Origin of the sequence: Peribacillus sp. V2I11 (assembly GCF_030817135.1) — a bacterium.
Classification (GTDB): Bacteria; Bacillota; Bacilli; order Bacillales; family DSM-1321; genus Peribacillus; species Peribacillus simplex.
The window spans coordinates 318,686-340,164 of the sequence record NZ_JAUSYW010000002.1 but is presented as its reverse complement, the minus strand read 5'-3'; the positions used below and the strand labels follow the sequence as shown (position 1 = coordinate 340,164).

Annotated in this window: 20 protein-coding genes and 3 pseudogenes; 5 read left to right on the top strand and 18 right to left on the bottom strand. The window is 38.3% G+C overall.

The window, feature by feature from the left end; genetic code table 11:
* Window positions 1-243: 243 nt before the first annotated feature.
* The 5 genes from QFZ73_RS28285 to QFZ73_RS28270 all read right to left on the bottom strand — a co-directional run bounded on the left by QFZ73_RS28285 (window position 244) and on the right by QFZ73_RS28270 (window position 5,133).
* Window positions 244-1,017, bottom strand: a complete 774-nt coding sequence (locus QFZ73_RS28285) for a GNAT family N-acetyltransferase (protein ID WP_307274015.1) — start codon at window positions 1,015-1,017, stop codon at window positions 244-246.
* Window positions 1,018-1,364: 347 nt separating this feature from the next.
* Window positions 1,365-2,036: an NAD(P)H-dependent oxidoreductase gene (locus QFZ73_RS28280; protein ID WP_251438253.1), complete on the bottom strand. Its 672-nt coding sequence runs from the start codon at window positions 2,034-2,036 to the stop codon at window positions 1,365-1,367.
* A gap of 410 nt (window positions 2,037-2,446) precedes the next feature.
* Window positions 2,447-3,697 carry an MFS transporter gene (locus QFZ73_RS28275; RefSeq protein WP_307274010.1) on the bottom strand — a complete coding sequence of 417 codons (1,251 nt, stop codon included), beginning with the start codon at window positions 3,695-3,697 and terminating at the stop codon, window positions 2,447-2,449.
* 615 nt (window positions 3,698-4,312) lie between these two features.
* Window positions 4,313-4,417, bottom strand: coding sequence for an LPXTG cell wall anchor domain-containing protein (locus QFZ73_RS29110; RefSeq protein ID WP_214750400.1), 105 nt, complete (start codon window positions 4,415-4,417; stop codon window positions 4,313-4,315).
* Between the two features lie 269 nt (window positions 4,418-4,686).
* Entirely contained in the window at window positions 4,687-5,133 is a 447-nt protein-coding gene (locus QFZ73_RS28270; RefSeq protein WP_137019209.1) for an Lrp/AsnC family transcriptional regulator, read from the bottom strand.
* 288 nt (window positions 5,134-5,421) lie between these two features.
* Between QFZ73_RS28270 and QFZ73_RS28265 the strand changes: the two genes are divergently transcribed.
* Together QFZ73_RS28265 and QFZ73_RS28260 are read left to right on the top strand one after the other, a co-directional pair.
* Window positions 5,422-6,576 (top strand): serine hydrolase domain-containing protein, encoded by a 1,155-nt coding sequence (locus tag QFZ73_RS28265; RefSeq protein WP_307274003.1) that lies wholly within the window; start codon window positions 5,422-5,424, stop codon window positions 6,574-6,576.
* Between the two features lie 206 nt (window positions 6,577-6,782).
* Window positions 6,783-7,991: an MFS transporter gene (locus QFZ73_RS28260; RefSeq protein WP_307274000.1), complete on the top strand. Its 1,209-nt coding sequence runs from the start codon at window positions 6,783-6,785 to the stop codon at window positions 7,989-7,991.
* A 480-nt stretch (window positions 7,992-8,471) separates the two neighbouring features.
* Here QFZ73_RS28260 and QFZ73_RS28255 read toward each other — a convergent pair whose 3' ends face one another.
* From QFZ73_RS28255 to QFZ73_RS28235, 5 genes are all read right to left on the bottom strand, one after another.
* Window positions 8,472-8,777 carry an NIPSNAP family protein gene (locus tag QFZ73_RS28255; RefSeq protein ID WP_057277240.1) on the bottom strand — a complete coding sequence of 102 codons (306 nt, stop codon included), beginning with the start codon at window positions 8,775-8,777 and terminating at the stop codon, window positions 8,472-8,474.
* Between the two features lie 150 nt (window positions 8,778-8,927).
* Complete coding sequence (gene ltrA, locus QFZ73_RS28250) at window positions 8,928-10,190, bottom strand: group II intron reverse transcriptase/maturase (protein WP_307273671.1); 1,263 nt, start codon at window positions 10,188-10,190, stop codon at window positions 8,928-8,930.
* Window positions 10,191-10,233: 43 nt separating this feature from the next.
* The gene (locus QFZ73_RS28245; protein WP_307262143.1) at window positions 10,234-10,389 is read right to left on the bottom strand and encodes a hypothetical protein; all 156 of its coding nucleotides are present in this window, start codon (window positions 10,387-10,389) and stop codon (window positions 10,234-10,236) included.
* Window positions 10,390-10,961: 572 nt separating this feature from the next.
* Window positions 10,962-11,288 (bottom strand): carboxymuconolactone decarboxylase family protein, encoded by a 327-nt coding sequence (locus QFZ73_RS28240; RefSeq protein ID WP_089365124.1) that lies wholly within the window; start codon window positions 11,286-11,288, stop codon window positions 10,962-10,964.
* Between the two features lie 41 nt (window positions 11,289-11,329).
* Window positions 11,330-11,716, bottom strand: coding sequence for a tautomerase family protein (locus QFZ73_RS28235; RefSeq protein WP_307273993.1), 387 nt, complete (start codon window positions 11,714-11,716; stop codon window positions 11,330-11,332).
* A gap of 107 nt (window positions 11,717-11,823) precedes the next feature.
* On the opposite strand from QFZ73_RS28235, the gene QFZ73_RS28230 reads away from it, so the two are divergent.
* Window positions 11,824-12,696, top strand: coding sequence for a LysR family transcriptional regulator (locus tag QFZ73_RS28230; protein ID WP_307273989.1), 873 nt, complete (start codon window positions 11,824-11,826; stop codon window positions 12,694-12,696).
* Window positions 12,697-13,017: 321 nt separating this feature from the next.
* Here QFZ73_RS28230 and QFZ73_RS28225 read toward each other — a convergent pair whose 3' ends face one another.
* Together QFZ73_RS28225 and QFZ73_RS28220 are read right to left on the bottom strand one after the other, a co-directional pair.
* Window positions 13,018-13,335, bottom strand: coding sequence for an IS3 family transposase (locus tag QFZ73_RS28225; protein WP_307273986.1), 318 nt, complete (start codon window positions 13,333-13,335; stop codon window positions 13,018-13,020).
* Window positions 13,336-13,486: 151 nt separating this feature from the next.
* Entirely contained in the window at window positions 13,487-13,825 is a 339-nt protein-coding gene (locus QFZ73_RS28220) for an ArsR/SmtB family transcription factor (protein WP_148359003.1), read from the bottom strand.
* A gap of 115 nt (window positions 13,826-13,940) precedes the next feature.
* Here QFZ73_RS28220 and QFZ73_RS28215 point away from each other — a divergent pair, with 115 nt between their 5' ends.
* Window positions 13,941-15,317 carry an MFS transporter gene (locus QFZ73_RS28215; RefSeq protein WP_307273983.1) on the top strand — a complete coding sequence of 459 codons (1,377 nt, stop codon included), beginning with the start codon at window positions 13,941-13,943 and terminating at the stop codon, window positions 15,315-15,317.
* Window positions 15,318-15,866: 549 nt separating this feature from the next.
* Here QFZ73_RS28215 and QFZ73_RS28210 read toward each other — a convergent pair.
* From QFZ73_RS28210 to QFZ73_RS28200, 3 genes and pseudogenes are all read right to left on the bottom strand, one after another.
* A pseudogene (locus QFZ73_RS28210) lies at window positions 15,867-16,905 on the bottom strand (NADH:flavin oxidoreductase).
* A gap of 148 nt (window positions 16,906-17,053) precedes the next feature.
* Window positions 17,054-17,839: an SDR family NAD(P)-dependent oxidoreductase gene (locus QFZ73_RS28205; protein WP_307273981.1), complete on the bottom strand. Its 786-nt coding sequence runs from the start codon at window positions 17,837-17,839 to the stop codon at window positions 17,054-17,056.
* Between the two features lie 145 nt (window positions 17,840-17,984).
* Window positions 17,985-18,122, bottom strand: a pseudogene (locus QFZ73_RS28200) (TetR/AcrR family transcriptional regulator); the annotation flags it as partial.
* Between the two features lie 494 nt (window positions 18,123-18,616).
* Here QFZ73_RS28200 and QFZ73_RS28195 point away from each other — a divergent pair.
* Window positions 18,617-18,856 (top strand): hypothetical protein, encoded by a 240-nt coding sequence (locus tag QFZ73_RS28195; RefSeq protein ID WP_251437954.1) that lies wholly within the window; start codon window positions 18,617-18,619, stop codon window positions 18,854-18,856.
* Between the two features lie 128 nt (window positions 18,857-18,984).
* Here the strand turns inward: QFZ73_RS28195 and QFZ73_RS28190 are convergent.
* From QFZ73_RS28190 to QFZ73_RS28180, 3 genes and pseudogenes are all read right to left on the bottom strand, one after another.
* Window positions 18,985-19,258 (bottom strand): annotated as a pseudogene (locus tag QFZ73_RS28190) (SDR family NAD(P)-dependent oxidoreductase).
* A 2-nt stretch (window positions 19,259-19,260) separates the two neighbouring features.
* Window positions 19,261-20,280: an NADP-dependent oxidoreductase gene (locus QFZ73_RS28185; protein WP_307273974.1), complete on the bottom strand. Its 1,020-nt coding sequence runs from the start codon at window positions 20,278-20,280 to the stop codon at window positions 19,261-19,263.
* A gap of 10 nt (window positions 20,281-20,290) precedes the next feature.
* A complete protein-coding gene (locus QFZ73_RS28180) occupies window positions 20,291-21,304 on the bottom strand; it encodes an NADP-dependent oxidoreductase (protein WP_307273971.1) in 1,014 nt (337 codons plus the stop codon).
* Between the last annotated feature and the right edge of the window lie 175 nt (window positions 21,305-21,479).

The window sequence follows — 21,479 nt, the reverse complement described above, 5'->3', positions numbered from 1 at the left end:
TTACATTAGGAATTAAATATGATGAGTTTATATTAAATAACGGAAGTATTAGCCAAAGTACCAATAAAACTATGATACCAATAATTAAATTTTTCATTTAGATAGCCCCCCTATAATCTCATATTACCATAATAACCCATTATTCTTCTTCAACTAAACTGCCCCTTTAGTTGCATAACAAAAAGGTTGCTTCAGCAACCTCTATTAATGGAGTAAAACACCCGTTAGCGAAATAAGAACTTTTTACCTTCTAACGAATACCGAATATTCCATTGGATTTTCGAATCCTAATCTTTCAGCCAGCTTTATCGACGCAAAATTGTTAACATTACAGTCCCAATTGGGTTTCAAATTTCTTTCAGTACAATGTTCAATGAATATTTCTGCAACATTTTGAGCTAAGCCCATTCCTCTATACTTATTTTGAGTTGCAATATCAATTTCAGCAAATTGTGATGAACTAAATATAGATGTACACTCACTTACAACGGTATCATTATGTAACAAACAATAACCAAAACCATTCTCTAGAAAATTGGATACTGAACCCCAATATTCATTATAATAAGATTCATTAAATTCCAGACTTTCAGTAATTATTTTTTCATCTATTCTCTTTACTATAAAATCTTTAGGGACTTTTTCCTTTTTTATTGTTGAATATGTATCCTTATTAAAATGAAAAGAATATCTTTGCATTTGTCTTAACTCTTTTCCAAACAACTTATTTATAACTTGATCCCATTCTTTTGATGGAGAAAACAAAGTGAATCGCTTTTTATCATTTTTTCTACTTCTATAAATCTCTAAAAATATGCTGTTAAGACCATTGTTCATTTCGTCTCCACCAACAACAAAAATACCTGAATCAGTACCAACTAAAACTGTTTTCTTTAGTTCATCCATATAAACCTGTCCAGGAATATAATTATTTAATATAGAGTAAGCAAATGTCGGATAAGTTTCTTTATCATTTTTTTTCAGTAAATTTATTACCTTTTCAAATTCATTATTCATACACTGGTTCCCCTTTTGTTTTTTGCTATTCCTCATACTTTTTGTACTTTCCTTCTCACTAACTTGCCTCGATAGTTCCTAATGAAAAGAGTCCAGAGCAACCTTCCTTATTGAAGTAAAGCACCCGTTAGTTCATTAAGGACAGCGAAACTTCTTCAAGAATCGCGCCCTTTAATGGAACATTTATTAAACACGATTCAAATGCGTATCTTTTAACGAAGGTATTTTCGCCTTCCGTTCCAGTTTTTCATTTATATAGCTATTTTGGGACTTATCCCAAAATGACATTTAAAGGAGACATGTCTTTGTGAACATGTCTCCTGATGCTAAGAAATATCATCTTAAGTTTATCGCCACTCAACAACCTCATCGAGATTTTGTCTTGTTTTTGGACGTTTGGGATCCTCTCGCCGATATCCGAAAGCGACCATACAGGCTACACCGAAATCGTTTGCGTTAATGATACCCTCATTTTGTAAAATAGAGGTCACCTGCTTTTTATCAAAACCTTCGATCGGACAGGAATCAATACCAATTTGAGCCGCGGCTGTCATCATGTTTCCCAATGCTATATATGTTTGTTTGCTTGCCCACTCAAAAATGAGACGGTCATTATCTTCGAGTTCTGTTTCGACGAAGGATTTATAGAAACCGGAAAGACCTTGCACAACTTCTTCAGGCATATGATGAATGTCTTTCATCATTTTGATCACGTGAACCGAATCATGCCTTAAGCCTTCTTTTCTTCTAGCCAATATAACTACAAAATGGCTGGCAGTGGGCAGTTGTCCCTGGGCACCGCCGGATACAGGTTTTAATTTTTCGCGAAGCGCTTCATCCTGGATCACGACAAACTTCCAAGGCTCTAAGCCAACTGAACTTGGAGATAATCTTCCTGTCTCCAAAATAAAGTGAAAATCTTCATCCGAAATCTTTTTGTTGTTATCAAATGCCTTGCAAGCATGTCTGAACTGGTAAGCTTTTAAAATTTCTTGTTTTTTACTCTCCGTTCCTATCATGTGGAATCAACCTTCCTTTTCTGTTTTTTTGTAAACATATTTTTCAGACAATCACCGGATTTATATTATCTCTGTTTGATAACAGATCTGCTGTTAGAATAACCAATTTTCGGATTAATATCCATTAAATTCTCTTCTTATTAACTAGCTTCTTTACTAAACTCCCCGTTAATTGAATAACTTATAGATCGGTTTTACTTACGAATAATTCCTTCTCTTATTCAAGAATATGGCCCAATTGTTGAATAAAGATCAAACAGCACTCTTCAACTATTCTGCCCCGTTAGTGCCATAAGAAAAGGACCTATTAATGCAAAAACACATTGTGTTAATCTTGAATCATTCCTTTGGACATTTCTATAGTTCCATTGGCATTTTGCACCCGTTAGTTGAAGATGATCTTCATTTTATTATGATTTAAAATCAACAGTAGAAAATTTCTTTTTGTTTGCCTTAACTAAAGTAAAAGATAATATAGCAGAAATAAAGATTAGGATTGAACCGAATATATATACAGCTCGTACTCCAACAAAGTCAGCAATGAAACCCATTAGAAAAATGGATAAACCTGTAACAGTTGATAATAGGATACCTTGGGATGCATACACTTTGGGTAAATGTTCGGTTTGAATATTTATTTGAAATGCAGTTTGTTGAGCTACATCTCTTATTTGGTAGGCTGGACCCATTGCAACACAAAGCAGAAGAGCCAGTATAGGAATACTCGTCAGCCCATAAATTAACGTGAAAATACTAAATAATAACGAACCTATCGCCATACTAAATATCAAGTGCTTCTGAATTGTTTTAGCTATGAACAAGGTGATTATACCCCCAAAAATTGCACCAATATAATAACTTGCATTAATAAAACCCCACCATTGCTCTCCTTGGTTTAAGGCTTCTTTTACATACACCAATGTTATTGCTCCAATCCAAATGGAACCTGCCATTCCCTCAATAACATCCATTAAAGTAACCATTCTAAGAGTTTGATTACGCCATAAAATACCCCATCCTTCATTCATTAGTGCCCACTTAGATTTATTTTCCACCTGAACTTCAACGTTATTAATGAAATATTTTGATGTAATATATAAAGCCAATACAGAAACCCAAAGCAATACTACATTAAAAGCCAAAGTTGAATTATGTCCCCAATTTATTACAGCAAAACCTGTAAAGCTATACCCAGCTATTTGAACAGATTGAGTTGTGATGGATAGAGAACTGTTAGCTTTCACAAGATTTTCTTTCGGTACAATTTTAGGTGTAACAGAGTTAAGTAATGGGTTTCCCCATCCTTCCATAAAAGATATAACTAAAATAAATAATGACAGAACATAAACATGATTAGTTATAGGCAAGAAACCCAGAAGTAAGAAAGTAAGTATTAAAGCCTTCAAACCTTGAAGACTCACAAGTAATTTAGAGAAAGTGAACTTTTTATAAAGTAATGGTGATGTTAGACCAGCAATTAAATTAGCCAAAGCTTTGAATAAAGGAAATAATGAAGCCATTAATGCAGAATCAGTTTTTTGATATATAAATGTGGTAATGACCATAATGTAAATGACATCAGCTAGGGCTATGCTTGTCTTAGCAAACCAGAAACTATAAAACGGTATTCTTTTCATAATATCTCCTATTGATAAATCCACCCATCTAAAACACTCCTATTTTTTTATGATTATATTATTAAATACGTGTTTTCTTCTTGAGCTAACCTGCCCTGTTAGATCCATAAGAAAAAGAGCTGCCAAAGCAACTCCTCCCTTATTGAAGTAAAGCATCTTTTAGTTCTATCAGGCTTTTGGTAGAGTTGAAACAAACTGTGTATTAAAAAAGCCGAAGTTACTCAACGGCAAATTCATATACATATTTATTTACTAAAGCTATAAATTCTGGTCAGTATAATGGTGCAAAAAGAGAAATACTCCAGGCTATAAGAATAAAAGATACAGTTAGCCAAAATGTGTTCTTTGCAGTACTTTCATGTGCTACTGCTTTTTTAATAATACTGACTAGATTTAAACAAAATATAATACAAAAAATAGGCATAAAGTTTTCAGCGATTAAAGTGAAAAATTGGTAATCAACCTTTCTCTCATGAATAAACAATTGATGGATTATTATGTAAAACAATTTTACCACATATTTCGGTACAAAATATGTCTTCATAAACTAACCTGCCCCGATAGTTCCATAAGAAAAGGAGCTGCTGATCAGCTCCTGATAATGAAGTAAAGCACCCGTTACTTAAATTAGAAATTTAATTAGCTTTTCTTGGTCCTCTTAAAAAATAAATAACCTAAAACACCTAAAATTAATGCTATACCTCCGAAAACAATAACTTGAAATATAATATCGCCTATAAACATAACCTGTTCCTCCTATTCTAAAAAACATTTTCCTAAATCTGTATACGAGATTTTCCTAAAAAGGTTTCAACTGATAGTTTGATTCTAAAAGTCTTATTAAACTAAACTGCCCCGATAGTTGCATAAAGAAAGAGCTGCCTTAAAGACAGCTCTGATCTTAAGCTAACGCACCCGTTAGTTTAAGTGAAGTTCTTCACATGCACATCATTATCTGGCTATAAACTGTATTGTGAAATTCATCTTAACTGGTTTTATACATACATATTATTTTAATCTTTTAGCATCATAGCCGAGGGAAGCAACGGTTTATAGTCAATTGGTGAGGAAAGAGAAATTAGTGTAGTGGAGTTTCCATATTTCATACTTTCATTTTCAAATAGTTCAAGTTCTTTTGTAGATTCAACTACTACTTTAATTAAGTAATTATATTCCCCACTTATACGATGGCACTCTACCACTTGTGGTGTATTTTCACAATAATCAACAAAATTAAGACATTGTATGGTTCGAAATAAAATAAAAGCTACTGTTGACTTACCGATTTTATCATTTGATACAACAGTCCTGTAATTTGAGATAATTCCTTGTTCCTCTAATTTTTTTACTCTTTCCGTTACCGCTGGTTGAGATAAACCTATAAGTTTACCAATGGAAGTCATTGACAATCGTGCATCTCTCTGTAAATGCATTAATATATCTTTATCTACGCTATCCATACAAAATCACCCTTTTAAAATAAAGTTAAATTAACAAAAACACCTTTATGTTAAAGGTTATATCCTCTTATTTTATAAGTTTATCATTAATATATATAATTTAATATTATAATTTTAAATTATATATTGTTAATATCTTCACCTTTTATAAATCGAAAGAAAAAGATGTAAATTACTTATAATTTATAATCATTATTCTAATAATTCAAATGATTCCTTATGTAAAATCAATGTTTATTTTTTTATAATTAAGTTGTTCTTAAAATTCATATAGGATGTGATGAACAAATGTTAACAACAGATAAAGACATCATGGGATTGAGTAAAAGGGTTGATGAAGTAATAAATAAAGCGATCGAAAACAACAAAATCGTTGGTACGGTGACTTTAGTTAGCAAGGATGGTGACCTTATCTATAAGCGTGTTGCAGGTTACGCTAATCGGGAAGAAAAAACAAAAATGGAACAGGACTCGATATTTCGCCTTGCATCTGTTACGAAACCAATCGTTTCTGCAGCAGCTTTAGTATTGGTCTCAAAAGAAATAATTGGTTTGGATGATCCAATTACTAAGTGGCTTCCTGAATTTCAACCACTGTTAATAAACGGTGACAAACCTACTATTACTGTAAGGCACTTGCTTACCCACTCTGCTGGGTTGACATATGGATTTTTAGAGCCTGAAGGAGGAGGAGCATATAAAAAGGCAGGGGTTTCAGATGGAATGAACCTTTCAGGACTTTCTCTAGAAGAAAATTTACAAAGACTTTCCTCTGCCCCGTTATTATATGCGCCTGGTACGAATTGGGGTTATTCCATAGCAGTAGACGTGTTGGGTGCAGTTATCAGTAAAGCTTATGGAGATTCGTTGCAAACATTAATTAAGACTCTAATAACTGACCCATTAAAAATGGCGAATACATCATTTGATGTTAAAGATAATCAAAGAATAGTTACTCAATATCTAAGTAGTTCTCCTATTCCTAAAAGAATGGGTGATAAGGAAGTTGCTCAAGTATTTGAAGGGACCGCAGGCATAGTGTTTGAACCTGCTCGTGCATTCGATACCAGTGCTTTCCCTTCAGGAGGTTCCGGAATGAATGGAACTGCAGAAGATTTTCTGTATTTCCTTGAAGAGTTGAGGTCAGGAGATTCTTTATTACCAAATGATATAAAAAATGAAATGACCAAGATTCAAACCGGAAGTTTACCATTAGCCAGCTGGCCTGGAAGAGGTTTTGGTTTAGGATTTACTATATTGAAAGATCCCAAAGAAGCTAATACAAAAGAGTCCATTGGAACATGGAGATTAGGCGGAGCTTATGGACACTCATGGTTTGTTGACCCTATAGAGAAATTAACAGTTGTTTCTTTTACAAATACTGCATTTGAGGGTATGGCTGGTCAATTTACTGTAGACTTAACCGATGCTATTTATGAGTGATATTAAATAAGTTTACTGGAAGAAAAGATGGTTTTAATAAATTAACAGAATAGTCTTACTTTGAGATGTTCCTATAAATTATAGGCACCTTTCTTAATAAAGAGGTGCCTACTTATATATTTTCTTCTTTTTTATAGAAATTTATTTTATGTATTTAAAGGATTGGCTTATTAAATAAATATTAATATAAAAGAGGTGCGCATCTTATGTCACAAAACGGAAGTTCAACTACACGGAGTGCTGCAATTGCCTCTTCACCAGAACGCCTTCCGTGGAACGGTTTAATTACTCTGGCGATGGCTGGATTTATCTGTATACTCACAGAAACTATTCCTGCTGGGTTATTAATAGAGATTGGTAATGGACTAGGAGTTACTGAATCCTTTGCTGGCCAACTAGTTACTTCATATGCTCTTGGATCATTATTAGCTGCTATTCCTTTAACTACGGCAACTCAAGGATGGAGAAGAAAACCTTTGCTGCTTCTATGTATCGTGGGATTTCTTTTATTTAATACTATTACTGCTTTTTCTTTTAATTATACTTTGACGTTAATAGCTCGCTTCTTTGCTGGTGTAACTGCAGGTGTTCTTTGGGGAATGACTGCCGGATATGCCCGTCTAATGGCACCGGAATCACTTAAAGGGAAGGCTATGGCGGTAGCGATGGTCGGAACCCCTCTTGCTCTTGCATTTGGTGTTCCTCTTGGGACATTTCTTGGTTCCTTTTTGGGCTGGCGCTCTGTCTTCGGAATTATGTCATTTTCAACTTTACTATTAGTTATTTGGGTTCTATGGAAACTTCCAGACTTCCCTGGACAATCTACGGAAAAACGCATACCTCTATTGAAAGTTTTGGTCACTCCAGGGGTAAGATCAGTACTATTTGTTGTATTAGCATGGGTACTTTCACATAACATTCTTTATACTTATATTGCACCTTACCTTGACCATATAGGACTAACCCAAAAGATTGACATGATATTGCTTATATTTGGAATAGCAGCATTAGTTGGTATTTGGGTTATTGGAATATTAATTGACCATAAACTACGTTCGTTGGTTTTAATCAGCATTGCTGGGTTCGGTTTGGCATCTGTGACACTAGGCATTGGCATGAATCAAACTATTGTCATCTATCTTGCAGTTACTCTATGGGGTCTTACATTTGGTGGGGCCGCAACACTTCTGCAAACTGCGATTGCGAATGCTGGTGGAGATGGTGCAGATGTTGCTCAATCAATGCTTGTAACAACTTGGAACTTAGCTATTGGGGGCGGAAGTGTGGTTGGAGCATTCCTTTTGGAAACCGTTGGAGTATTTTCTTTCCCTTGGGCAATGTTCTGTATATTGCTAGTTGCATATATTGTTGTATGGAAAGTTAAAACACCTGGTTTTACTCCAAAACACAAATAGAACAAATAAGAATAGAGCTCAAAAAAACACGCTATCCAATATTGGATTGTGTGTTTTTACATTTTCAGTTAGATACTCTTTGCCTATTTTTCTTAATGGCCAGGCAAGCACTTTATATCCTGCAATTACAGTTTAAGTAATAATAGCTTTTATCAATGTTCTCCCCCTCTACATCCTATGGAACTGGAATTAAATTGGATTGGACAAGCATCTATGAAATGGGTGCCACGCGCCATTGTTGAACGAAAAAAATTCGCGACATGTATATCGCGAATTGCTTCCAGGAAGTCTATGACTATGCAATGTCCAGAGTCCCTATTTATTAATATAATCTTGTATAGCTTTCTTATAGGTAGTAGAACCGTTCGTAAAAGTATACTTTTACGAACGGGTGTTTAAATTGTTCTGCCTTTAAGTATTTCACTTTATTTATTAGCTTAACAAGGTATGTATAGATTATTTTTCAACTTTAATGTATGTTCATTCGAATATAGGACGCATAAAGCTTCTCTCATAACTTAAAATACATTTAGTCTCTTCTGCAAATTTATATGCTTCTTGACATTCTGCATCCAATGCCATTTTTACTCGGTACTCTTCATATGCTGCTAAACTTGGGAAAGTGAATAATGCATAAGCAATATTATTAGCACCCTCATGTGGAAGGAAATAACCCTGATGTGTACCGCCTAATTTATTAACTAATCGAATCCACATCTTACCGTATTCCTCGAACTCATTTAATTTATAAGGGTCAATAACATATTTCAGATAGCATGTAACCATTTTAATCCCCCTAAAAAATCTATTTTTTTCCATCATAACATATAATTCGACTAACCTGCCCCTTTAGTTCCGTAAATCGAGTAGGAGGAGGCGCCTAGCCTCCGACCTCTCACACCACCGTACATACCGTTCGGTATACGGCGGTTCAGTTTAAGTCTGACGTAGTTTTGTATATCGTTCATATAGATTTACTAACCCATGATGGAGCCAATAAACATTATTAAGGGTTTTATCTAGAATAGGACTATGCGCTATGCGCCAATAGCCTTTTCTGCTATTTCCCCATTCATAGGCTTTTCCAAATGGGACGCCTAATCCTTTGAGTTTCCTCACCCTCGTTCTTGGCAATTTCCATTGCTTCCATAGGCACATCCTGAGTCTTCTTCGAATCCATGAATCTAAATTCTTCAATACGTTCGGAGTATCAATGAGGGCGAAATACCCCATCCAACCTCTAAGGTATTGCTTTAACTTATTTATTCGGAGTTTCATGGGTATCGGTAATTTTCTCGAGGACATTTCCCTGATTCGTTTCTTTACTCTCTTCACCGTTTGTTTAGCCAGTAGAACCTTCGGGTTCTTCTTTGACTTCGTGAAACTAAAACCGAGAAACGTTCTGTTCCAAGGGCGATCATACTTCGACTTCTCGTAGTTGACCTTTAGCTTCAGTTTATTTTCAATGAAGCTTGAGATATTTCCCATTGCACGTTTGGCGGCTTTTCGTGTCTTCACAAAGATAGTACTGTCATCCGCATACCTTACGAATCGAAGATTGCGTTTCTCTAGTTCTTTATCTAAGTCGTCTAACATGATATTAGATAATAAAGGACTTAACGGACCTCCTTGCGGAGTTCCCTCCTCACTTTTATGAAAAAGTCCGCCTATCATAATGCCTGCTTGAAGGAATTTTCGAATCAGTTTGAGAACTCGTTTATCTTCAATTTCCCGCTCTAACATTCCCATGAGCTTGTCATGATTCACTTTATCGAAGAACTTCTCCAAGTCCATATCCACTACCCATGTATAACCTTCGGTTATATAGGACTTTGCCTTTCGAACCGCCTGGTGCCCTTGTTTGTTAGGGCGAAATCCATAGCTATTCTCCGAAAAGGATGAGTCATATATCTTGGTCAATATTTGGGCAATGGCTTGTTGAATGAAACGGTCTAGAACGGTTGGAATACCCAATAGCCGAACTCCGCCGTTTGGTTTCGGGATTTCGATACGACGGACGGGCTGCGGTTGATAGGTACCCTGTAAAAGGGCAGTTTTCATGTTGTACCATTCGGTTACGAGGTGCGGTCTCAGGTTTTGAACCGGCATTCCATCTACACCATGGCTTCCCTTATTTCTTTCTACACGCTTCAATGCCTGTATTAAGTTTTCCCTCTCTAGTATCTGTTCCATTAACATCGTTGATATCCTTTCTACGTGGATAAATGGTCTATTTGTGCCTTTATCTGCTCCGCCCTTTTGAAGTTCCCCGTGTATTCACCACTTCTTCCTTCAAATAAGTTCCGTTAGGAATTGTTTGCTTCTTCGCAGATAACGAACGCCTAGTATTCATCCTCCTTAATCTGTTCGGTCCTTCCTTATCTTCTCGAGTAGACAAGTACTATGACCTCTGCTGACTTCTGATGATTCAGCTGTCCATCACTGGACAGGTTACCAAGTGTACTTGGCTGTCATCAGACCTCCCCGGGTAAGAGTGCAATCTTTCCCTCCATCTATCTGCTTCATTTACTCTGTACCACCTTCGGCAGTAAGGACTTTGTTTTGTTTCGCAAACTCATCCAATGATACCTAGCCTTATATGAAGTTCGTGTTCCTCAGACCGGAGGTTTGCCGCTTGCTTCCTTCAGATTCCACGTCACCGTGGACACCCTTGCATTAAGCTAACCACTACTACTGCCTTCATGGTTCGGGACTTTCACCCTATAGATTGCACCCATGCCGGGCGCACGAAAAAGGTTGCCGCAGCAACCTCCCTTATTGAAGTAAAGCACCCTATTAAGGTCAATCGTTTTAAAAATAAACGACATAAGAAAGAGAAATTGCCTCGAAATCTAGAGAGTTGGTTACTTTTTCTTTAGAGTCTGGTAAAATTTACTTATTTAAAGAAAAAGGAGGTAATCACTTGAAACGAAATTGATTTATTACCTTCTTAGCCGTTCATACGGTTTACTAATTTCCTCTTCCAAATGTTTCCTTAGCTACTTCTAATGCTGATGCGGATCGCGGCCATCCAACGTAAAAACTTAAATGAGTAATAGTCTCTATAAGTTCCTCCTCTGTTAGACCGTTTTGTTTCGCAAGTTCTAAATGATATGGAAGCTGATTTAGGCTTTCTCCAGTTACTAGCGATGTAACAGTAATTAGGCTTCGGTCTCTTAAATTTAAATTATCTCGTCTCCATAAATCTCCGAAAAGTATGTCTTCAGAGTATCTAACAAAATCTGGTGCAAAATGTCCTAATGAATTTCTTACAGTAGGAGTAATGGGTTTGTTCATAGCTCCTGCTCCTCTCGATTATTAAGTATGATATTAAAACACTAAATCATTTGAGCAATTCCGTCTCCAAAAGACCAGTTTTCAAGATTTGTTTCCGATAGAATTATAAATACATTTTCTTTAACTACATTACAATTATTGTGCAATTTGTTAGCAATACTCTTATACAGTAATTCTTTTTGCTGTTTAGATCTGCCTGGACCGCATGTGATTAAGATGTAAAGAAGTTGGTTTGTTCTTTTACTACTAAGAAGATAATTCGGATCAAAATAAAACTCATCCACCTTATGCGACTGGAAAATTTGAAAATAATCCTTTTTGGGTACGTGAAATTCTTCAATAAGTGCGGCCATAACATTTGTACTGATTAGCTGTAAATCTTTGTGATTATATTCATTTTCCAAGTAACTAATTTGAACGAATGGCATTTTTCCCCTCCTTTTGATAACAAGTTAATTTTACCTCCACTAATGTTATTTGTATAATTGAAATAATCGAATGAAAAATTCATAAAAACGAATGGAGATTACTGGATATGGATTTAAAAGAAGTTAAGACATTCCAAGCAATTTTAAGGGAAGGAACATTTTCAAAAGCAGCTCAAAAATTAAACTATGCACAATCAACTATAACGAGCCATATACAAAAACTAGAAAATGAAATTGGATTTAAGTTATTCGAAAGAGGATGGGAAGCAAAGTTAACAGATTCCGGAGAAATTTTCGCTAAGGAGATTCATTCTCTGATTAAACATTGGGATTTTGTTTTAGAGCAATCAAAAGCAATAGAAAAAGAAGAAGTTGGCACAATAAATATCGGGGCAATTGAAACAGCAGCAACAGTTTTACCATCTGCTATATGCCGGTTTAGGGAAATAAAACCAAATGTAGCTTGTAATATTACTGTAGGAAATACAGACACTCTAATAAATCTTTTAGATAGTGGTATGATCGACTTTGCAATAGGTGGAAAACCGTACAAAGAAAATGGATATTCATTCATCCATTTATATGAAGAAGAAATATCCGTAATATTTTCCAAAAAATATTATCAAGATCCTATTAACATCCAATCGCTGCATGATATAACTGAATACCCTGTTTTCATTGGTGGGGAAAATTGTTTATACTATACAAAGTTTGAAGAAGAGCTGTCACATTTAGAATCGAAACCCTTTTATTACACAGTTAGTCAGATACTATCCATACCTTTATATATTCATAACTTTCCTTCCATTGGTGTAGTCTTATCATCTTCAAAGCTTTCTGATAATATTGTTAAAGTACCCTTAGAATTGAAGAATCCTTTCATTCCTATTGGGATAATACAAAAGAAGGATAATAAGTACCTTTCTAATATAAAGAAGTTATTCCTAGACTTAATAAGAGATTCATTTGATAGGGAATAGAATATATATAATGGGCTAACGTGTGCGTTGTTGAGTAAGACAAATAAAATCGATTCCTTATAAATAGAAGGAATCGGCTTTTTAGGTTAGAATTTGCTTAGCGTACAAAATTCCCGAGATGTTGGCTGAACCCCTCAAAGAAATCGAACCAACATCGTTAGTGGATTAACCGTTATTTTTACTTCAATAATTTCTATAATTGTATCTGAAATAAATCCTGTTATCGTAGGATTCATAACCCTTAATGAACTATCCTGCCCCGTTAGTTCCATAATAAAAAACTGCCTTAAAGACAGCTCCGATCTTCAGCTAACGCACCTGTTAGTTAATTAAGAAACCCTGTATGGAAACAAAGAAAACAAATAAAGAGATAACAATGAACCCATATGTTTTCTCTAACCATATCCGAACTCTCCGATACCCGTAAATTCCCTTAAGTTTTTCATGGCATTCCATGATTTTTTTCTTAATTTCTTCATCCTCTAGTTGCTTTTTAGTGGGCGATTCTTGTCGTTTTAACCACTTGTAATATCCACTTTTTGATACCTGCGCTATCTTGCATAACAATTGAAAAGAATAGTTCCCCTCGGACACTTCCTTGACTACTTCGTATTTCTTATGTGTTGGTACTTCTTCCATTCCCCCTTTCACATCTTTAAGAGCTTTTTTAGCATTTTGTTCTCAGCTTCTAAACGTTTAATTTTATTTTCAGGATCTTCAGGAAGAGTTCTTGGTCTACCTTGACCAGGTCCTTTTGCCTTACCTCGTTTTTCCTTGATAAACAATATGATTATTCTGGATTAAGTAGCTGTTTCTTCTCTTCGGAGGTTTCAAAAGCGTCTAAAATTGAAGAAAGTAGTCCTGGAAAACGGTATTCCAAATCTTCCGTTCGTAGAGAAAGGAAACGCTGGGTTCCTTGGACGCGCACATTCACAATACCCGCTTCTCTTAACGTACGAGTATGATGGGAAAAAGTAGATTTCGCAACGGGCACTCCAATATTCCCACAGGACCGCTCACCTGCATTGTTAATATTGGAGACTATTAATAAACGAACAGGATCGCTTAAGGCAGATAAAACGTTGGATAAATGAATATCTGCACGGTCTGGGTGAAATAAAATTTTCACGATAAAACCTCCTTAAAATTTTTCCGAGTTTATGATTGCATTATACCATAAAGCATGATATATTTCTATTGTTCGATTACAATCGAACAATCGGACTTAAAGTGAGGGGGAAAAAATGATATCCGAAACTACAATTAATTCTAACAAGGCTGTAGAGCAGCGCACCATGAAAGAAGGAACAGTTACTCTCCTGCTTGGTATAACGATTGTACTCGTCATCATGAACACGATGATGTTTAATTTAGCTTTGCCGGACGTGGCGGCAGCATTTCAATTATCGGCATCTTTAACTTCGTGGATCGTGACAAGCTATTCTATCGTATTCGCGATCTCATCAATTACGTATAGCCGACTAGCTGATTTTGTTCCAGTCCGAAGGCTCTTCATTATTGGGATTTTATCTCTTAGTCTTGCCGCAATAGTAGGTTTGTTTAGCAACAGTTTTATCATGTTGCTAATCGTCCGTATATTTCAAGCATCCGGAGCGGGTTCGATCCCAGCCTTGTCACTGATATTAATCACCCGTTATGTTCCTATAGAGCGACGTGGTAAAGCAATGGCTATGATTTTGTCTTCAGTATCGCTCGGTCTAGGATTAGGTCCTGTCGTTGGAGGGGCAATCGTCGAATATATGGGCTGGCATCTATTGTTTGTCGTAACTTCGCTAACTTTACTGTTAGTCCCTCTTTTTGTGATTCTAATTCCAAAAGAAAAAACGAGAAAAGGTTCTTTCGACGTTTTAGGTGCACTATTCATTGGCGTTGGTACAACGGGAGTTCTCCTTTTCTTAACGAAACATTCCTGGATCGTGCTGGTGTTCGGACTAATTGCGATTGTGATGTTCATCGTCCGAATACGCTCAGCTAAGGAACCTTTCGTGCTCCCATCACTATTCCTAAATCGTTATTATCTAATTTTAGGAGCAGTCGGGATTGCGGCATATATCTGTAGCTTTTCGACTCTATTTTTAATGCCACAAATCCTTGTTAAACAATATAGCCTTAGTGCTATCGAAGCTGGGCTTGTGATTTTTCCAGGTTCATTTTCAGCTATGCTTGTCTCCCAAAAGGTAGGACGAATCATCGATTCAAAAGGAAACAGTTCGATTATCAGATATATTCCGTTGCTCCTTTTGGCATCCGTCGTTTTATTCGCTTTGTTTGAAGGAACTTCTTATCTTGCAATCATGTTCATATACATGTTAATGAGTATTAGCTTCACAATCTTGTCGAGCAGCATATCGAATGAAATGTCAAGATTACTACTCCCAACACAGATTGGTTCTGGACTTGGACTATTTCAGCTTCTCCAATTTTTCAGTGGTGCATTCGGGGTTGCTATGACGGCCAGTGCTCTAAACTGGCAAAAGGACATACCATTAGCGCATGCATACAGCAATATCTATTGGGGGTTGACAATCGTCGTTATCCTATCGATTGGTTGCGCGATTATTTATGTACGATCTGCATTTCGTAAACCCATGACTTCATAACGAAAGTTTTACTTTATCCAAAGATAAGCTAAGGACGAGATTTTCGATAATTATATCTAGTTTAAAATCGAGGATTTATTCGAGATAGAAAAAAAGAAAGAGGATGCGGAATAGACTCCGACATCCTTTTTATTTACCCTTTTCTAATTCGAACCCCATTTGCCGTCCTCGTCTCCTTCATTGCTCAGGAACGGACATCATCCGCATGAAAAGTAACAATCAAAAAAAGTTCGTAAAAGTGTACTTTTGAAGAAAATAAAGTAGATGATTCTTAAATAAGCTTAAATAAGTCCCTCTCTATATGAGAAGGGCTGGTGGAGTACTTAGGGGTACTCATTAATATTTTATCCATTCAATTACTTTATATTCTTCCTTATTGAATTGGCTCTACTAGGGGTCCTACCACATAGCCATCAAGTTGTCTCTTTCTTATAAAACTAAAGCAACGTTTTGAGACTGCTGCTAATGGCGGACTGCTTGCGGCAATCATACAGTACCTTTATCCATTAACTCCAGAATGTATCTCGCGTTAAATAATCAAACGGAAACTTAATGAAGTGTTCTCACTGACTCAGACCTAAAGGGAACCAATTCGGCTGTTCGGCCATCACGAATCTTGTTTACCCAGGCAGAATCAACCATTAATGCCCGACCCACGGCTACCAGATCAAATTCTTCACGTTCAAGCCTTTCGATTAACCCATCCATTTGTATTATTGGCACTCTTTCCTTCGGTAAAGTGACTCGTAAAATCGTTATCCAGACCGACCGATCCAACCGTAATCGTTGGTTTACCCGTCAGCTTTTTTGTCCATCCGGCGAGATTCAGATTGGAGCCTTCCAACTCAGGCTCCCAGAAACGGCGGGTCGAGCAGTGGAAAATATCGACACCCGCATCGGACAGAGGCGTCAGGAACCGTTCCAGCAGCGCCGGCGTTGCAGCCAATTTCGCTGTAAAATCCGTCTGCTTCCATTGCGAGAACCGCAGCACGATCGGGAATTCCGGTCCGACGGCACGGCGGCAAGCTTCGATGACCTCCACCGCGAAGCGGGTGCGGGCAACCATGTCGCCGCCATAGCTTTCGGTGCGCGGGTTCGTTTTCTCCCAGAAGAATTGGTCGATTAAATATCCATGCGCACCGTGGAGCTCAATGCCGTCGAACCCAAGACACTTGGCCTCGAATGCTGCCTGTGCAAAGGCTTGGACGATTGCGGCGATATCCGATTCCGCATAATCGCCAACATGGCCTCGCGCACCCATATGCCAAATCTGTGGAATAATCCGTCCGCCCACTTCGTGTACCGCAGCCACGACGTTTGCCCAACCGTTTAATGCAGCTTCGCCATAGAAGTGCGGTATGTTGGCTTGATTGGACGAATCCGAATGATTAATCACCGTACCTTCCGTCACGATAAGTCCAACGCCATTTTCAGCCCTGCGGCGATAATAGGCGGCCACATCCGAACCAGGCACTCCGTCCGTAGAAAATTGTCTCGTCATCGGTGCCATCACTATACGATTTGCCAGCGTCGTATTTCCGAATGCGAATGGTTTAAACAAGTTTTGAATAGATTGAGAATAACTCATAATGACCGAAATAGTATTTTAAAAATATCCACAACAGATTAGCAGTTGCGTTCTTTGCTGCGAGCGTTGTTAGGATAAGCTACGAGCTCTTGGCTGGGATGGCGCAGGCCGTGTAATCAACTGCCACTCCTGACCGCCCTCCATTAGGTCAATGCCCCGTTCTGTCCTGCATGGTTCTGACCATACGGGTCACCATCTTGCGTGGCATTAACCGCGGAATGAACGCCACGAACCGATTGCGAGCCCCTGGCATTATGAGCGTCTTGCCGCGCAAGAAGCCTCGGTACCCTTCCTCAGCCACCTGCCCGGCCTCCATGATGGTGCCACTCTGAAACAGCTTCGAGGCACCCATACCCGAACGATCGACGAATCCGGTTGACGTCAGCCCCGGACATAGTGCCGTCACAGTCACGCCCGTGCGGCTCACCTCGTTCTCCAGAGCCTCGGTGAACGACAGCACGTACGACTTCGTCGCGTAGTAAACCGACATCATAGGTCCTGGGAAAAAACCCACCAACGAAGCCACATTCATGACGCCTCCTTGGCCCCGTTTGACCATATCTGGCAAGAACAGCTTCGTCATAACAGTCAGAGCCTTGATATTGACGTCAATCATATTCGTCTCTTGCTCCAACTTCGTTTCCAAGAATGTCCCGTACAAACCGAAGCCTGCATTATTGACAAGGTAGTCGACGACGATTCCCTTCTCCTTAAGCTCCGCGACAATCTCCTCCGGCACTCCGGGTGACGCGACATCCTTGGCGATGACCGTCGCTTGGACGCCATATTTTTTCCGATATTCCTTCGCGAGCTCCAAAAGTTTACCCTCGGTGCGCGCCACCAGGACCATATCATGTCCATCTTTGGCGAAACGATCCGCCAACTCTTTGCCAATCCCACCCGACACTCCAGTGATAAGAACAGTTTTTCTCATTTTGCAGCCCACCTCTATTTTTAGTGTAAAACTTTAAACCGTTTTGCAGCGTTTCTAACCCCGGATTGTGACTATGGATGTTGGTTATCCATATAGAAGAATCCGCTGGTCGGACCGTCATCAGGCAAAGTGTTTAGCTTCGCCTGTCATACAAGCTTCTGCGATGGATTCCCATATGCTCGACCAGATCGGTCATGGATGTCTTCTCGTAGCCCTGTTCCCAAAAAAGCCTCATAGCATTATCCAATACCGCGGACTCTTCGAACGTTTTGCTTCTCGCCATTCCAACTCCCTCCCGTCGACATAATCTTTACGTAGGTTTTTATGTTCTTTGTAAATTTTTCCTAACTCTAAAATGTTGCTCAGGTTGATTAACTTCATAGGAAAGACAAGTTTTAAGTTGAGAGTAGATACATGCTGACTTACAATCTGTATGCCAATATATCATGACCCGACCCCATGTTTTTGATGCCATTCGATTTATTATCTATGTCAAACAATCACATTGATAATCCATCAGTTTGTTATTTTTGCTAAACTACCTACTCCGTTAGGGGACAAAGATAAGTGGATGCCGCAGCCTCCATTCTCCAACAAATCATTCATAATATTAGTAAGGTGAAGTAGATACTCTTAATGGTAAACATGAGCTTTGATTAGAGAATGATATATAGATACGGTTGATTTAGTCGTTGGTTCAGATGGTGCCTTTTCTATATTCGTTCCCTTCTCCAGATACTGGCTCAATATACAGGGCTGACTATGGTGGAAATCATGTTGCAAGATGTTAAAACTAAACATCCTGAGATTGCTGCTTTTAATAGTCGAGGAAAATTATTTGCCCTTTCTGACCACAAGGGTATTCTGGCTCAGTTAAACGGAGATGGTAATACCCTTGTATATTTAAGTTTTAAAGCTGCAAAAGAATGGTTGGATACTTGTGGCATTCCATTCGATCAACCTCAAGAAGCAAAAATGTACTTTCTCAACAATTTAAAGACTGGGATGAATCCTTAACAAACTATATTAAATGTGCAGAGGGTCCTCTTCTTCCACGACGTATTTATATACTCACTGTAGGTCTTACTTGGGATCATAAACCAGGCGTATCCAATTTCTGCGGTTAATTCTCCCCTGTGACTTCTTCAGCGAATAATTGGCATGCCAGCTGAGTTAAACAGGAGGTCTAGTTTCGGATACTGTTGTTTAATTTGATGCGTCAACTGGTCAACCGACTTCACTTGACTGACATCCGCAGCAATGCCGATTAAAATTAGGGTTTTCTTTGATTGTTTGGTCAATGTTTTGCTTCGAGCGACTAGTGACAATCACCGTGTTGCCCATTTCAAGAAACTTTTTCGCAATTGCCGAGCCTATACCAGACGTCCCGCCCTTTACTAAAATAGTTCGATTTGTCAATATTATGTTGTTGTTTCACCCTCTTGTATAGTCATAAGAATTTTTCCTTGAGCTTTCCCTTTTGCGATTTTGGCAATAGCTTCGTTCACTTGCCGAAAAGCAAATGTCGAATCAATGGTTGGTTTGATGCCCGCTTCATCAATCCACTGGGTGATGTTTTTTAGTTGTTTGCCATTTGGCTGAACATATAAGAAATCATACGTTTTCCGTTGAAGATGTGCCGCTATATCAAACGGCATTCCGATCACACCGAAAAGAAGCCTCTGCAACGTTGAAAATCCGCCATGCTGAATTGCAAAACGTGCATTTGGACCAGCATTTAATGACAATAATTTTCCGCCAGGTTTTAAAACACGCAATTCTTTCCTGAACTCACTTGCACCACGGGTATCAATCACGTAATCGAAATCTTTCAGCACCTCAACATAATCTTGCTTCTGATAGTCGATGAATTGGTCAGCACCAACGGATAGCGCTAAATGACGAGATGATTCACTACCACTGACAGCTACAAAAAGCTTCTTTGATTTCGCAAACGGAATTGCAATCTGCCCAAATCCGCCTGTTCCACCAGGAATGAACAGTTTTGCGCCAGGTTTCACGTTCAGTACATCGAATGCTTGAACAACTGTCAGAGCCGATAATGGAATGGCAGCCCCTTCTTCAAAAGTAAGATGTTTTGGCATTTTCGCAACGATATTTGCATCAGCAACAACATATTCTGCAAAGGCACCCATTGTATCTAGTGGCATTAACGCATATACTCTGTCGCCCTTTTTAAAGTCTGTCACAGCTTCGCCAACCGATTCAATCACACCTGAAAGTTCATTTCCGAGTGTCAACGGAAAATCATAGTGGTCAAAAATGCGCACCTTTCCGGTAATCGCCAATATAAGATGTGGGTCAACGCCCGCCACATTTGTTTTGATTAACACTTGATGTTTGTTTATTCTTGGAATAGGCACATCGTTGATGTGAGCTTCTAGCTTTTTCGAGTAGCTTTTTATTTGGACTGCTTTCATCATGTTCCACTTAAAAATTAATAATCACTTTCCCTTTTGGTCGTCCATTTGCGACTAGTTCTAGCGCTTCATTTACGTTGTCTATGGTAAATAGTGTTGGATGAATTGCTGGAACAATGTTATTTTCTTCAATGATTTTGGTAATCTCTTTGAGTTGTGCGCCGTCAGAACGAACGAAGATAAAATGATATTCCACGTCGTGTTTCTTGGCTTTGTGGTCATACTTTGCGCCAGCAATGGAAAATAGCTTTTGTTTCCACAATGGAAAGTTTCTGTCTTTTCCAAAACGTTTATTTGGTCCTGTACGGAGAGAGAGCAATCTTCCGCCCGGTTTGATGATACTCAATTCATTGTCAAATTCTTTAGGACCCAGTGTATCAATCACGTAATCCACATTCGCCAACAAGTCAACATAGTTTTCTGTTGCATATTCCAAATATTGGTCTGCGCCAATTTCCAAAGTGCGTTCGCGTGCTTCTGAGTTACCACTAACAATGACATTTAGACCCATTGCCTTTGCGATTGGGACAGCCGTTTGACCAAAGCTACCCGATCCACCTGGAATGAAAACAGATTTACCAGACTGTGCTTCAAGTTCTTCATGTAGACCTTGATACGCTGTGAGTCCAGCCAGTGCTGCAGCAGCGGCTTCCACGTAGGACAAGTTTTTTGGCATGGGTGCAATTGCAGCAGCGTCAATTGCGGCATATTCCGCAAAAGCACCAATTTTTTCTAGTGGAAGACGTGTATAGATGGCATCTCCTACGTGAAAGTCTGTCACATTTTTTCCGACTTTTTCGATAACGCCTGTCAATTCATTACCAAGCGTTAATGGGAATTCATAATCTTGAATCAGTTTCACGCTACCAGTGATAATCAACATTTCGAGCGGATTGACCGCCGCAGCTATGACCTTTACCAAGACTTCGTTATCATCGATTTCTGGAATTGGAATGTCATTGACTTGGGCATGGATATTTTTTGAGTACTTGGTGATCTGAGCTGCTTTCATGAGTGTTTTCATTTTTTCATCAGCATCCTTACGTTGAGTTACATTTATTAGGTTTCTTTACCTTATTTTTATTATTTTCACTGTCTACTTGCCATAATCGAATTGAGCTAATTCTTTACAAGGTAGTGATAAACTTCAGGACCTTGTTCACCGGCAATTTCATTCCCCCCTCATCTACGTATTGGGT